10 protein-coding genes are annotated in these 13023 nt (G+C 44.6%); 5 read left to right on the top strand and 5 right to left on the bottom strand.

Annotation, left to right across the window (positions count from 1 at the left end; all coding sequences use genetic code 11):
• Positions 1 to 7 precede the first annotated feature (7 nt).
• Positions 8 to 1106, bottom strand: a protein-coding gene (prfB, locus tag Q4557_RS13665) for a peptide chain release factor 2 (RefSeq protein WP_198589352.1) whose coding sequence is annotated in 2 segments (ribosomal slippage) — positions 8 to 1030 and positions 1032 to 1106 — 1098 coding nt in all. Because the reading frame shifts where the segments join, the coding sequence is not laid out codon by codon here.
• Here prfB and Q4557_RS13660 point away from each other — a divergent pair.
• Both Q4557_RS13660 and fdhF read left to right on the top strand, forming a co-directional pair.
• Positions 1105 to 1296 carry a hypothetical protein gene (locus tag Q4557_RS13660; protein ID WP_102435742.1) on the top strand — a complete coding sequence of 64 codons (192 nt, stop codon included), beginning with the start codon at positions 1105 to 1107 and terminating at the stop codon, positions 1294 to 1296. The genes prfB and Q4557_RS13660 overlap by 2 nt on opposite strands.
• A 435-nt stretch (positions 1297 to 1731) precedes the next feature.
• Positions 1732 to 5964, top strand: coding sequence for a formate dehydrogenase subunit alpha (gene fdhF / locus Q4557_RS13655; RefSeq protein ID WP_303413366.1), 4233 nt, complete (start codon positions 1732 to 1734; stop codon positions 5962 to 5964).
• A gap of 102 nt (positions 5965 to 6066) precedes the next feature.
• Here fdhF and chrA read toward each other — a convergent pair whose 3' ends face one another.
• Positions 6067 to 7218 (bottom strand): chromate efflux transporter, encoded by a 1152-nt coding sequence (gene chrA, locus Q4557_RS13650; protein WP_303413364.1) that lies wholly within the window; start codon positions 7216 to 7218, stop codon positions 6067 to 6069.
• Positions 7219 to 7459: 241 nt separating this feature from the next.
• Positions 7460 to 7897 carry a MarR family winged helix-turn-helix transcriptional regulator gene (locus Q4557_RS13645; RefSeq protein ID WP_241901103.1) on the bottom strand — a complete coding sequence of 146 codons (438 nt, stop codon included), beginning with the start codon at positions 7895 to 7897 and terminating at the stop codon, positions 7460 to 7462.
• Between the two features lie 275 nt (positions 7898 to 8172).
• Here Q4557_RS13645 and Q4557_RS13640 point away from each other — a divergent pair, with 275 nt between their 5' ends.
• Together Q4557_RS13640 and Q4557_RS13635 are read left to right on the top strand one after the other, a co-directional pair.
• Positions 8173 to 8358: a cytoplasmic protein gene (locus Q4557_RS13640; protein ID WP_076543161.1), complete on the top strand. Its 186-nt coding sequence runs from the start codon at positions 8173 to 8175 to the stop codon at positions 8356 to 8358.
• A gap of 112 nt (positions 8359 to 8470) precedes the next feature.
• Positions 8471 to 9187, top strand: a complete 717-nt coding sequence (locus tag Q4557_RS13635; protein ID WP_303413360.1) for an MliC family protein — start codon at positions 8471 to 8473, stop codon at positions 9185 to 9187.
• Positions 9188 to 9270: 83 nt separating this feature from the next.
• Here the strand turns inward: Q4557_RS13635 and Q4557_RS13630 are convergent, their stop codons facing one another.
• Together Q4557_RS13630 and Q4557_RS13625 are read right to left on the bottom strand one after the other, a co-directional pair.
• Positions 9271 to 9657, bottom strand: a complete 387-nt coding sequence (locus Q4557_RS13630; protein ID WP_076543163.1) for an RNA polymerase subunit sigma — start codon at positions 9655 to 9657, stop codon at positions 9271 to 9273.
• Between the two features lie 130 nt (positions 9658 to 9787).
• Positions 9788 to 10486: a DUF3581 domain-containing protein gene (locus Q4557_RS13625; RefSeq protein WP_102435732.1), complete on the bottom strand. Its 699-nt coding sequence runs from the start codon at positions 10484 to 10486 to the stop codon at positions 9788 to 9790.
• A gap of 312 nt (positions 10487 to 10798) precedes the next feature.
• On the opposite strand from Q4557_RS13625, the gene Q4557_RS13620 reads away from it, so the two are divergent.
• Entirely contained in the window at positions 10799 to 12988 is a 2190-nt protein-coding gene (locus Q4557_RS13620) for a TonB-dependent receptor (RefSeq protein ID WP_303413357.1), read from the top strand.
• Positions 12989 to 13023: the final 35 nt, after the last annotated feature.

The following is a 13023-nucleotide window of genomic DNA, read 5'->3' as shown; positions in this document are numbered from 1 at the left end:
TCTCTCGTTAAAGGCCAGATTTAAGGCTAGCTTCAATAAACTTGTCCAAGTCGCCATCTAAGACGCTTTGGGTATTTCGGTTTTCAACACCGGTACGTAAATCTTTAATACGGGCATCATCAAGCACGTATGAACGGATTTGGCTGCCCCAACCAATATCTGATTTGGCATCTTCCGCGGCTTGCTTATCAGCGTTCTGTTTGAGCATTTCTAACTCGTACAGTTTCGCTTTTAATTGTTTCATTGCAGCGTCACGGTTCTTATGTTGCGAACGGTCATTTTGACACTGCACCACAGTATTAGTGGGTAAATGGGTAATACGTATTGCTGATTCGGTTTTGTTGACGTGCTGACCACCTGCACCTGAGGCGCGGTAGGTATCAATACGTAAATCAGATGGATTGATATCAATCTCAATTGAATCGTCAATTTCTGGGTAAACGAATACCGAACAGAAAGAAGTATGACGCTTACCTGACGAATCAAACGGTGACTTACGCACTAAACGGTGAACACCGGTTTCTGTACGCAGCGAACCAAAGGCATATTCACCATTAAACTTGATGGTTGCGCCTTTAATACCAGCGACATCGCCGTCGGTGACTTCCATTAGTTCAGGTTTGTAATCGTGGGCTTCACCCCAACGTAAATACATACGCAGTACCATATTGGCCCAATCTTGTGCCTCGGTACCACCAGAACCTGATTGAATGTCTAAGTAGCAGTCTGCAGCATCATGTGGGCCCGAGAACATACGGCGGAATTCAAGTTCTTCCAAACGTTTCTCAAGATCATCTAATTCTGTGCTGGCATCGTTAAAGGTTTCTTCATCATCTTCTTCGATGGCAAGTTCAACCAGTCCTTCAATATCTTCAAGGCCGCTATCCATATCGTCGATCGTTTTCACGACGGCTTCTAGGGCGCTGCGCTCTTTACCTAGGGCTTGGGCATTATCTGGATCATTCCAAACTTCCGCACTTTCGAGCTCTCTACTGACTTCTTCTAAACGCTCACTTTTGGCAGCGTAGTCAAAGATACCCCCGAAGAAGTTCGGTGCGGTCAGCGAGTTCCTTGATTTTGAATTTAACTGGATTTACTTCAAACATGAATTTTCTACTTAATTTAGCGGTAAACAATACAATTAACCGCGCATTTTACCCCATGACTGCGACTAAACCTAGCGCTCAGAGGCGATTATTAACAAACATTAGTGGAATTGTTGATAACCAGGAAAAAACCGCCCATCAGCAAGCTGAACCACAAGCTGTGTTATTGGCTAAAAATGTCAGCAAATAGCCCAAAACCATGGCATTACTATAGCTAAAAATGGTTCATCAAGCCGCTGACTGGTAATGTAACCGGCTTAGAATTAATTGCTAAAAAAACGTTAACCTGCGACATAATCGGGCCTTTTATTCAGCACATCTACAACAATCTCTTTCAAATCTGCACGTTACTCCCCTTAGCTTTAAACTTTTATCAGCACTCGAATATGGCAGCGATCAACTACCAATAGCACCAAGATCAATTTAACCCCAAATTTGCGACCTAATCCCACTTAAAGCTAGAACAAAACAGATTAAGTCACAAAACCACACCCAAGCGTGATGGCGGTTACAAAAGCTTATTCCACTTACTCAGCTTGATTCTGTTCATCTAAAAATAGGTATATTTTGTAGAGCTAATAAAGGGCGAAAATTTAGCCTGTAATAACCCCTACAAGGCCTAGTGATGATTACTCTCAAAATAGATGGCATTGCGTTAACTGTCAGTGCTGATAAAAATATTCTTCAAGCCGCTCGCGATGGCGGGATAAACATTCCTAGCTTATGCGATCCTGCAAACGGCAATACCCAGCACAGCGATGGTAAACACAGTCATGGCAAACAAGCCTGTAATCTTTGTGTGGTTGATATCAAAAATCACGATGGCAGCTGCCGCAAAGTAAAAGCCTGTGAAACCCCTGTTGCCAGTGACATGCACATTACCACTCAAACCGCTGAGTTAAGCAAGTTACGCCAAGCAGCGTTAACCACTATTTTGTCTGATCACTTTGCTGACTGTGAAGCGCCCTGTCAGCAAGCCTGCCCTGCAGGGGTGGATATTCAAAGTTACCTGTTTCATATCGCCCAAGGTAATCACACCGAAGCGGTAAAAGTCATTAAGCAAACCTTACCTTTGCCGCTGTCTATTGGCCGTGTTTGCCCGGCCTTTTGTGAAGCCGAATGTCGCCGAGGCTTGGTTGATGAGCCAGTGGCTATTAGACAATTAAAGCGCCACGCCGCCGATTTAGACCTTGCCGATGAGCACAGCTATCAAATTGAAAAGCTGCCAGCTACTGGTAAAAAAGTCGCCATTATTGGTAGTGGCCCTGCTGGTTTAAGCGCCGGTTACTTTTTATCAAACCAAGGCCATCAGGTGCGCATTTTTGAGTCTATGCCCAAAGCGGGTGGCTGGCTGCGCTATGGCATTCCTGAGTATCGCTTACCTAAAGATATTCTTGATAAAGAAATTGATTTACTTAGCCAAAATGGCCTAGACATTGTCACTAATACCCGCCTTGGTGAAGATGTTCATCTAAAACAACTTACCGATGATTACGATGCTGTGTGTTTAGCCATTGGCGCCCAAAAAGCAGTGGCGATGAACTACCCGGGCAGTGATTTAACAGGCTGTTACTTAGGGGTCGATTACTTACGAGATTACTGCACCGAGCAAAGCTATCAAATCGGTCATAAAGTCGCGGTGATTGGCGGCGGTAATACTGCCATTGATTGCGCCCGCACCGCCGTGCGCGCAGGCCATGATGTCACCTTAATTTATCGCCGTACCCGTGCTGATATGCCCGCTGAGCCTTATGAAATTCATGAAGCTGAAGTTGAAGGGGTTAAGTTTCACTTTTTAACTAATCCGCTTAACAATATCGCTAATGAAGACGGCCAAGTCAGCGCCATTGAACTGGCGAAAATGGCCTTGGGCGAACCTGATGCATCAGGGCGGCGCTCACCAAAAGCCACTGGCGAAAGCTTTATTGAAGCCTTTGATACTGTCATTGCTGCGGTGTCGCAAACCCCAGATATGAGCTTTATGGAAGATCCAGCCAGTCACCTCACCACAGGTGAACTGGCGCTAACTCGCTGGAATACTTTTATCGGCTGTGAGCACACTATGTCTGCAGGGGTTGATAAACTGTTTGTAATTGGTGACTCTCGCCGCGGCCCAGCGACAGCAGTAGCGGCCATTGGTGATGGCCGTAAAGCCGCTGTAGCCATTAATAAATTGCTACACGAGGGGCTCAATTGCGACTTAACCCCAAAACCATTTAATGCAACGAAAGCGCCTAAAACCGCTGAATTATCAGCCGAGTTATACCCCAGCATTGCAGCAAAACCTCGCTACAAAATGGCTGAGCTTAGCGCCATTGAGCGTCAGCTAAATTTCAATGAAGTGGAGTTAGGCTATGGGCCCGATGAAGCAATGCAAGAAGCCGCCCGCTGTTTAGAGTGTGCTTGTCAGGCCAATACCGATTGTAAATTACGTGATTATGCCACTGAGTATCATGTGCAAGCGGAGCAATTAGACTGCACCAATGCGCGCCAATTTGCGGTGGATAAAACCAGCCCGTTTATTCAGTTTGATGCCAACCGCTGTATTAGCTGCGGCAAATGCGTCGATATTTGTGGTCAGCAAAGTGGTCACAATGCCATTAAGTTCACTAAAGACAGCTTCCAAGCATTACCGAATCAATTAACCGATGAGCGCCAAGCACCTCGGGTTGGCTTTAGTGCCAGCATGGCCGACAGTGATTGTGTGCAATGTGGTAACTGCGTGCAAGTGTGCCCAACTGGCGCGCTGGTTGATGCCCGTGATAAACGCCAAGGCGATGAAGAGCAGTTAACGACCACCTCGACCATTTGTACATACTGTGGTGTGGGTTGTCGTATCGAAGTCAGCGTGTCACCGACCACAGGCAAAATTTGCCATGTTGAAGGCAGTAAACACTCTGATGTTAACGATGGCATGTTGTGCGTTAAGGGCCGTTTTGGGTTTGACTTTATTCAAAGCGAGCAACGCTTAACCACGCCGCTTATTCGTAAAATGGGCGAGCTGATCCCCTGCAGTTGGGATGAAGCGCTAGATACCATCGCCGATAATTTTGCCAAGGTTAAAGCTGAAGCAGGCGCTGATGCCATTGCCACTTTAGCCTCAGCCAAAGCCACCAATGAAGATAACTACCTCATTCAAAAGTTTGTTCGCAGCGTATTAGGCACCAATAATATCGACCATTGTGCCCGTTTGTGTCATGCCAGTACTGTGTCAGCCCTGCAACTCAGTTTGGGTAGCGGCGCAATGACCAATGATATTCCGGGGATCAAAGAGTCTGACTTAATCTTTATCTTAGGCTCAGATACCTGCAATGCGCACCCGATAATTGCCTCAAGAATTAAACAAGCGATTCGCTCCCATGGCGCCCGCTTGATCGTTGCCGACCCAAAACGTGTCTCCATTGCTGATGATGCCTGTTTATACGTAGCGCAAAAGCCCGGCTCTGATGTGGTGCTGCTCAATGCGATTATGGCTGAGATCATTCGTCATGATTGGCATGACAAAGACTATATCAACGCCCATACCCAAGGCTTTGATGCAGTGATGCAAGAAGTGCTTAAGCCTGAATATCAGTTGCAAAATGCCACCAAGATTTGTGGGGTTAGCGCTGAGGATATTGCCCAAATGGCGCGTTATATTGGCACAGCGGAGAAAACCGCAGTCTACTACGCTATGGGCATAACCCAGCACACCTCAGGCCATGACAATGTCACTGCTATCGCTAACCTGCAAATGCTCTGTGGCAATTTAGGTAAAGTGGGTGCAGGCATTAATCCACTGCGTGGCCAAAGTAATGTTCAAGGTGCGTGTGATATGGGCGCGCTGCCAAATTACTACACTGGCTATCAGCGGGTTGATAACCCTGTGGTGCGTGAGAAATTTGAGCAGCAGTGGCAAACGCCGCTGTCAGCCACCGAGGGCTTAACGGCCACTGAAGTGATGCATGCCATTACCGAAGATAAAGTTAAAGCCTTATACGTTATGGGCGAAAACCCTGTGCTGAGCGACCCAGATCAAGCCCATGTGCTTGAAGCTTTGGAGAAGCTGCCGTTTTTAGTGGTGCAAGATATCTTCTTAACTGAAACCGCCAAGTATGCAGATGTGGTGCTACCTGCGGCATCATTTGCTGAAAAACAGGGCCACTTTACCAATACAGAGCGCCGAGTGCAGCGCCTAGAAGCAGTATTAACCCCGCCGGGACAAGCCCGCGCTGACTGGCAAATCATTCAAGATATTGCCAATAAACTGGGCGCTAACTGGCACTACGCTAACGAGCAAGCGATCACTAACGAGATCAATCAAGTGACCCCGCAATATCAAGGGATCACTTGGGATCGTTTAAGTGCTGATAAACATGGCACGCCAAGTAAAGGGCTGCAGTGGCCTTGCCGTGATGAGCAACATAGGGGAACGCCCGTGCTGCATCATGAGCAGCCCATTAAAGGCAAAGGTATATTCACCGCCGTGAGCTATCGCGCCCCAGCCGAATCTACCTGTGATGAGTATCCATTGGTATTGTCTACAGGTCGCTTATTAGAGCAGTTTCACACCGGTACCTTAAGCCGAAAAACCAGCGGTTTAGATACTTTAGGTACCCCAAGAGTGATGATGTCGGTGTTTGATGCTGAGCGTCTTGGGGTGAGTAATGGCGATAATTTAAAACTGAGTTCACGCCGCGGCGAAATTGAAATTGCCGCCTTTGTCACTAAGCGAGCGCAAGCGGGCGTTTTATTCTTACCGTTCCACTTTGCTGAAGCGGCGGCGAATAAGTTAACCAATAACGCCGTCGATCCGGTGGCCAAAATACCTGAGTTTAAAGTCTGCGCCGTTAAAGCGGAGTTAGCCACAGCGGTGTAATTTCACGCTTAACTGAAGTAAAACTGACGTAAAAACTGATAAAAAAGGCAAGCTTAGGTATATCACCAAGCTTGCCTTTTTTTATCGCGATATCGTATTTAGTTAAAGCACGGCTAACAAAGCCCCTGTAGCGGCAAAACCAGCTACTAACAAAACAATGTTGGGCTTAAAGATTTTCAGCACGCCAAAGCCTAATAACACCAATGCCATATCAATAGGTAATAGCACCGCTGAGGTAAACACTGGCGAATAAAGTGCGGCAAACAATAACCCCACCACTGCGGCATTCACTCCAGCAATAGCACCTGATATAACCGGTCGCTCACTGATAGCATGCCAGCTTTTTAGCCCCACCAGCATCAGTAAAAATCCCGGTACAAAAATGGCAATGGTCGCCACAATAGCGCCTAAAATGGGTTGCTCTAACCATAAATCGGCCCCTAAAAAGGTCGCCAAGGTGAACATAGGCCCAGGAATCGCCTGCGCTAGTGCATAACCTGTTAGAAATCGATCTGGGCTTACCAGCTCACCGACATTGGCTTCCAGCAGTGGTAGCACTACATGGCCGCCGCCAAACACTAAGCTGCCCACCTGATAAAATTGCGCAAATACTTGGCCTAGGGTGCCAGTTTGATTAATAAAGTAAAACGTCGACACTATGCCAACGATAAATAACGCTAGCCAGCCATAGTTAAGCTTAATAGGGCTATTTTCTGGGGTAATATTTTCGCCTTTGGTGAGCAATACCACGCCCATTATCGCCGCCAGCAATAATACGATAATTTGGGTCAGCATTGAGGGGAATAACATCAAGCAAGCTGCGGTAAGCAACATAATAACCCGGGCGGTTTTGCGCTGACAAAATTGGCTAAACATTCCCAATGTCGCATCAGCCACTACCACTACTGCCAGCAGTTTTAAGCCGTGGATTATGCCGACAACCGCATCGGCTTCAAGCCACTTGGCACTGGTTATGGCGAGTAAGAACAGCAATATAAAAGACGGTAAGGTAAAACCCAAAAACGCAGCAATTGCGCCCGCTAAGCCGCCGCGATGATAACCAATAGCAAAGCCAACCTGACTCGAACCCGGCCCTGGCATAAACTGGCTTAGCGCCACAAAACTGCCATAGCGTTTTTCATCGAGCCAATTAAGCTCGCTAACAAAGGTCTGCCTAAAATAACCAATATGCGCTGCGGGGCCGCCAAAACTGACTAAACCTAAGGCTAAAAAGCGGGTAAATATTTGCCACATAAGCTGTCCAATTCCGTTTAGAGATAAGCTGGCGATAGCATCACTGGCTTAAGTTTAAATAATGAGGTTTAAATAATTAGTTTTAAATAATAAGAGTTTGATACGAGATCATTAATACCAGCTTGCTATCAACCCCGTCACTAGATTAATTATATGACGCTTTGGTGTCGTTTTTATGACAGCGTACTTTTTCTGACCGCACAGTTTGATGACAATAGGCTCGATAGCTCATTGAGTCTAGTTAGGCTTGTAATTGCGCTAACACTTTCTCGCTTAGTAACTTTAATTGCTGTAATTCATCCGCGCTGCCACCGACTTTACAGCGCATCAATTGTGGAATTTGGCTCGCTTGCCGTTTTAAAGCCAGTCCTTGGGGCGTTAACTGTAATACCCTAACCCGCTCGTCTTCTTTACTGCGATCTCGGATAACCAGTTGCTTTGTTTCCAGTCTTTTTAGTAACGGTGTTAAGGTGCCTGAGTCCAAATGTAATTTTTCACCTAAGGTTTTAACGCTAATCCCGGGCTCTTTCCACAGCACCATCATCACTAAATATTGCGGATAGGTTAGTGATAGTTCATCAAGTAGTGGCCGATAAGCGCGCACGACCGCATTCGTGGCACTATAAAGCGCAAAACATACTTGGTTTTCTAATGCCAATGCATCAAACTTTTCACTCATAATCATTCCTTAAATCCTAGTCACAGGCTTACTTTCTCGCAAAATTCTAATATCTATGGCGCTCAGTATTTGATGTGCAGCTTAATCACAACTACTGCATAGCCAAAGCGATTATCAGTTTATCACACTTAAATTGCGCACAATACAATATACTGATAGACCATTAGCCATTACTGCGCTGATACAGATTAATACAAAAATATTATCTACCTTTCCTTATTTTGGCCGATAAATCATTAACCCATTTAGGTTTCGCTAATTAGAGTAATAATATTATGGCACTTTCCATCAATGCTCCATCATCAATGCCGACCAATATCGATTCAGGTAGTAGCCTCAAAGTTGCTGTAATTGCAAAAGATCAGCAAAAAATTGAAGGTGAAATGGCCCTTCAATTAATTGAAGCCGCGCTGCCACCACCGGTTGGTAACTCAGGCCATAACATTAATATCAAAGCCTAAAGCTGTTACTGCTGAGTTGAGCTGTTGGATTAAGCTCATGATCGATTAAGCTAAATTAGCCAGATAGGTTATGATTTATTTTTAAGCACCTTTAAAAATAGGATTGTCTATCATGGCTATAAGAGCATTACTGTTATTGCTGAGTTACTGCGCGAGCACTCAGACCATTGCACTGAGTGATCATGAGGTATTAGCTAATACTCAAGCCACTGAAGCTGATAAGTTAGCGCCTGCTTTTGATTGCCAGCAAGCAAGTGGCGAAGTGGAGCAGCTTATTTGCCAAGATAGTCAATTGGCACAGCTTGATATACAGCTCAATCAAGTGTTCAAAAAATCAATTTCCCAGCTAGGCGCAGATGCTGATTTAGATGTAGATGCATTAGCACAACTTAAAGCTTTTCAGCGAGGCTGGATAAAAGGCCGTAATGAGTGTTGGAAGGCTGACGATATTAAACAGTGCGTGATTTACGCCTATACTTCACGGCTAACCGAATTACAGATCGCCGCTGCGGTATTTGACGTACCTAAGGCGGTACAATATCAATGTGATCCCCCATCGAACAACAATCTGATGAGTATTAGGGTTTATTTTTATAACCAAACTGCGATACCTGCAGCAATATTGAACCTAAGCTTAGCTCCAACTGCTGATCCAATTGCAGATTCAAGAGCTGTCACGGTAGCGCAGCAAAATCCGCTATTAACATTACTGACGCTAAGTGCATCTGGGGCGAAATACCAAGGGCAGAATGTTAGTTTCTGGACTCACCAGCAACAAGCCGTGCTAAGCCAATTTGGGCAAGCGGATATAGATTGCCGAGTAAAATAGGGTAAAAGTCCAATAAAAAAACCATGCTAAAAAGCATGGTTTATTGTTTACTAACGCTAAGTACTAAGCGCTAGCGGTTTAGATTAGTTTAAAATGCTGTAGCCGCGATTTGCCATGCAGTTACGCACTACTGTTTCTTTCTCTGCTTCGTAATTGGCTTCATTGGCTCTTCTATCTTTCGCGCCACCTAGCAAGCCTACAGCAACACCAATACCGGCGCCGGTTTTAGCACCATGTGAACCACTACCACCAGCAATGGCACTGCCCGCTGCGCCTACTGCCGCACCTTTAAGGCCACTACTAATGGCACCACGAGATTCAGTATTTTTATGAACTTGCTGTGACATTTCTTGGCATTGATATTGATCGAAAACAAAATCTTTTTCATTCACGCCCGTTTTATCATAAATAATATTCGCGCTAGCTGAAAATGCTAAAAAAGAAAGCGAAACCAGTAATAATTTTTTCATATAAACCTCAAGCGATAATCAACTTATGGACGTATCCTACCTAAAGCATAATGTAAAAACGGAATATCGCATTTTTAAAATGGAATAATGCTAATTTACTACTGGCTAACTAAAACTTAACTTTCAGAAGTTAAGCTAATTTACTGCTTTCATAGCTATGACACATTTGCTGCGCTTGCAGCTCATCGTATTCGCGTAAACCGCTTAACACTAGGGTTTTGATACCTGAGCCTATGACTTTACCTGCGCTTTTTAAGGCAAACTGCAAGGTCACATCACCGCGTTTGCCATTGATTTGCATATCCTGCTCAACCAATTCAAGGCTCATATCAGTGAAATCGAAAGTATCTAATTGAAAAGACATACTTTCATAAATAACCAAAGGTCTGGCTGGGTTAATCATCATGCCGTACTGTTTCATCATCGGCACGAGTACATGAATAAAATTAAGCCCAGAAAACGCCACATAACTTTTGATGAATGCCGCTTTTTGTACATCACATTGACAAAGCGCCCCTTCACGTTCGATATGCAGGTATTCTTTGCCTTTGTTGTCACAAATACTAAATTGTTCACCGGCTTGCTGATCCAGAATTAACTCAACGCCATCACCGACCATGCCAGCAAACTTAAACTTCATTTTTTTGCTCAAGCCGAACTCTGTGAGCACTAAAGCAAACAGTAAGTCACCAGGAACACAGAAGCGTTTAGCGCCAACATTATGAATAGGATTAAAGTCTTCAGCGACGTGCTTGGCGAAATTGCTCGCTTGCAAAGCAGAAATAAACACACTTTGGTCTTGCTTAGCGTAATAAGGTGACAAAAACATATACATCCATTCTTATTCGTTAAAGATATCCATCTCTTATTGAGTTGGGTTTATTGTGAATCGAGTTTACAGCAAAAATTCACATAAACTCAGCCGATGACTTAATCGCTGTCACGACTGCAGCACTATGCTCTTACCTCACTATTTGTGAAGCGAACCACATCATACTAATCCAACTCCAACATTTGAGTTAACATTATTAACTCAAATGTTGATTTTAGTAATTAATTGAGTAAACTCCATCACAATACGGATACAAATGATAACAATTACCATTTTTATTATATTTGCAATTCGCCTTTGGAGATTTACATGACTCAACACAGCCTTCGAATTAGTCTTTTAGCCACTGCCCTATTCAGCGCTTTTTCAGCATCTGCTGCCGATACAGATCCTGCAACCAATGCCACCATGGAGCAAATCTCAATTTTTGGCAGTGCCAATCCGGTTAATAATGTTCCCGGTAGTGCTCATGTTATCGGTGACGCTGAAATTGAAAACTTCAAATACACCGACATTATGCGCACCCTAGCGTCTGTGCCTGGGGTGTATCTGCAAGAAGAAGATGGTTATGGCTTACGTCCAAATATTGGTATGCGTGGCACGGGTCAAAATCGTTCTGAAAAAATCACCATTATGGAAGACGGAGTATTAGCGGCGCCTGCGCCTTATGCTTCTCCTGCGGCTTACTACTTTCCAACCTCTGGTAGAATGCAAACCGTTGAGATCATGAAAGGCGGCTCGACCCTTAAATACGGCCCTCGCACCACTGGTGGTATTATCAATATGCTTTCTCGTCAAATCCCAGTGGAAGAACTGGCTGGCGGTATTGATGTGGCCGCAGGACAAGACGGCTTTGCTAAAGTACATGCCCATGCAGGCGGTCAAGGCGAACGCGTTGGCGCGGTAGCAGAAATTTACCGTTATCAAGCTGATGGCTTTCGCGACATTAATGGTGTTGGTGGTGATACTGGTTTTGTGAAAAACGATGCCTTAGCGAAAATCAGTATTGATAGTAGCGACGATGCCAAGTATCAGCAACGCCTTGAATTAAAATTAAAGTACTCAGATGAAGTGTCTAACGAAACTTACATGGGCTTAACTGAAGATGATTATAACGCTTCACCTTATATGCGTTACTCTGCCTCTCAAAAAGATGAAATGAGCACTGATCACAAGCAAATTCAGTTAAACCATATCATCGACTTTAGCTCGACTGTATCACTTGCGACCACGGCTTATTACAACAACTTCCACCGCAACTGGTATAAAACCAATAAAGTGGCGGGTCAAAGTTTAAGTAGTGGTGGTATTGAAGCTGCGGCTGATTTTGATCGCGATCCTGCTTCAGCAGCTGCGATTGATGTTGAAGTGAAAGCCAATAACCGTGACTACCTATCCCAAGGTATTCAAACTGAGCTAAATTGGCTAGTGGGCGACCATGACTTAGCCATTGGCGCTCGTTACCATGAAGATGAAATGGATCGCTTCCAGTGGGTTGATACCTATGAGTTAGGGGCTAACCAAGTGATGTCGCTGACTAATAGCGGTACTCCTGGTTCTGATTCAAACCGTATTGATAGTGCTGAAGCGTTTGCTTTTTATGTTCAAGATAAGATGACCTTCGGTGATTTAGCCATTACTGCCGGTCTACGTTATGAAGATGTCACCACCCAGCGTCGTGATTGGGGTAAAACTAACGTCGGCCGTGAAGGCGCACCAGATAAAGATATCAGCAACAGCTTTGATGTGGTTTTACCTTCAGTTGCAGCAACTTACCAAATAACCGATAACTTAATTGTGCTCGCAGGCATTCAGCAAGGTTTTGCCCCTAGCGCCCCCGGTAATGATGACGGTAAAGAAGAAAAAAGCTGGAACTATGAAGCAGGTGTTCGTTACAACACTGGTGCATTAAACTCTGAAGCTATCGCCTTTTACAGTGATTACAGCAATATGCATGGTAACTGCACCGCGGCTCAAGGTTGTGATGATGACAATATCGGTAATCAATACAATGCTGGTGAAGTTGAAGTCAGTGGCATTGAACTAAGTTTAGGTTATGAATTTAATCAAACAGGCGAGATTAGTTTCCCGGTAAAAATGGCTTACACCTTCAGCAATGCTGAATTCCAAAACGCATTCATCTCTGACTTTGAGTCATGGGGCGACGTTGAAAAAGGTGATGAACTGCCTTATTTACCTGATAACCAACTGTTCTTATCTGCAGGCGTTCAAGCACAAGCATGGCAAGTCACTATTGCAGGTCGTTATACCTCTGATATGCGCACCGTCGCCGATCAAGGTGGTATCCCTGCAGAAGAATTAATTGCCAATAAAACCGTTGTGGATTTATCGGCTCGTTACTTCATTAATGATGCATCTGAAGTCTACTTAACCGTTGATAACTTATTGGATGAAACCTATATGACCACCCGCATTCATGGTTCTATCTTTGCTGGTAAGCCGCAAACGGCAACACTCGGTTATCACTATAAGTTTTAATCGCTTAGGTTAAGATTTAGCTAAGCTTTAGTTAA

It is taken from the genome of Shewanella sp. 5_MG-2023, from assembly GCF_030547465.1.
In the GTDB taxonomy this organism is placed as follows: Bacteria; Pseudomonadota; Gammaproteobacteria; order Enterobacterales; family Shewanellaceae; genus Shewanella.
Note: the sequence above shows the minus strand (reverse complement) of the source record. Positions and strands in the feature narration are given on the sequence as shown.